We start from the raw sequence: 1,865 nt of genomic DNA on the forward strand, positions 1-1,865 counted from the left end.
GCAAGTCCGTGCTCCACGACCAGCTCAACGGCGGCCCTCTGGATGGCGTGCCGGGTGGCGATGCGCTTGCGCTCGCGCAGTCCGAGTTCTTCCGTGGTCACACCGCCATTGTTGCACCTCTGCAAAAATGCAGCAAACACCGCGGATGCGCAACGATTAGCGAGTCAGCGCTCCACCGGCATCAACACAGCGGGTCAGTGGCCGGCACAGTCCCGTCGATGAGGAACGCGTCAACCGTGTCGTCGATGCACTGGTTGGACTTGTTATAGGCGGTATGCCCCTCCCCGTCATACGAGACGAGGTGCCCGTTCTGCAGTTGATCGGCCAGCGGGACCGACCACGCATACGGCGTGGCAGGGTCGTTCGTCGTGCCCACAACGAGAATCGGGGCAGAACCGTCGGCAGCAATGGGGCCACGAACGCGCGTCGCCTCGAAGGGCCACGCGTCGCACGACGTGCCACCCCACGACATCTGCGGGCCGAACACCGGGGCGAGAGCGGCGAGTTCCGCCGCCTCGGCGGGGAGGGTCTCCCGCGTGCTCGTTGATGGGTAGTCGAGGCAGTTGATGGCGGTGAAGGCCTCGGACGAGTTGTCGGCGAACGTGCCGTCGGGCTCCCGGCCGTTGTAGAGGTCGGCGAGGGAGAAGGCGATCTCGGCGCTGCCCTGTTTGACATCCGTGATGAGCGACGTGAGGTACTGCCACGTGTCGGCGCTATAGAGCGGCAGAATCACGGCGGTGAACATCGTTTGGGACCCAAGAAGGCGCCCGTCTTCTGCCCGCAGCGGGCTAGCTTCCAGGCGAGCGAAGATGGCGCCCATCTCCTTCATGCCCGATTCCACCGTGCCGGTGAAGGGGCAATCTGCCCCCGTGAGGCAATCAGCAAGATAGGCCCGCATTGCGCTTTCAAAACCCTGAGCCTGCATCGCCGTGACCTCGAAGTCGGTGCTCGCGGGGTCGATCGCGCCATCAAGCACGAGTCGTCCGGTGTTCTGCGGATACAGATCGGCATACGTCGCGCCGAGGAATGTTCCATACGACGAACCGAGGTAGTTGAGCTTGTCGTCGCCGAGAATCGCGCGCAGCAGGTCAAGATCGCGCGCGGCACTCACGGTGTCGACGAACCCGAGCAGTTCGCCCGTGAACTCAAGGCAGTCGGCACCGAACTCGGCCATTGTGGCATCCATAGCATCCAGCCATTCGGCGGAGCCGGGAGTGCCCGGAGTGATGTCGTAGAGATAGTCGGTAAAGGTGTCGGGGTCGTCGTAGCAGGAGACGGCGGATGATGCGCCAACGCCGCGAGGGTCGAAGCCCACGAGGTCGTAGTTGTCTCGCAGTTGAGCAGTTGTGGCGTAGTCCCAGCTCTCCCGCACGAAGTCAACGCCCGAGCCACCGGGGCCGCCCGGGTTCACGAGCAGAGACCCCATGGGGGTGCCGCTCGTCGTGAGGCGGATGAGCGCGAGCTCTATCGATTCGCGCTCCGGGTCGTCCCAGTCGAGCGGGGCCGTCGCGGTGGCGCACTGGAAGTCGTCGCCGCATGTCTCCCACTCCAAGACCTGGTCGTAGAACGGCTGAAGATCTCCGTCGACCTTTTCTCCCGTCGGCGTCGACGTGGTGCGCGTCTCTCCCCCCATGAGAAAACAGCCCGAGAGCAGGAGGGGGATGATCGCAACGAGGGCGACCGCCGAGCGGCGAAGTCGACTCACACTGAGTCCTTTCGGGTCACGGCCACCAGCATGGCCTCGAGTGCGAGAGCCGGAGAGACGTTGCCTTCGATGCGGCGGCGTGCCGTGGCGATTGCGTCGAGCACGGCGAGGGTCTGCTCAGGGCGCGATGTCACGGCGGCGGCCTTCACCTCGCTAAGAA

General features: G+C 64.8%; 1 protein-coding gene. It reads right to left on the bottom strand.

Annotated features, from left to right (window positions below; all coding sequences use genetic code 11):
• Positions 1-181 precede the first annotated feature (181 nt).
• Positions 182-1,705 (bottom strand): alpha/beta hydrolase, encoded by a 1,524-nt coding sequence (locus AC062T_RS10230; protein WP_476029719.1) that lies wholly within the window; start codon positions 1,703-1,705, stop codon positions 182-184.
• Positions 1,706-1,865 lie beyond the last annotated feature (160 nt).

Source organism: Homoserinimonas sp. (genome assembly GCF_056262345.1).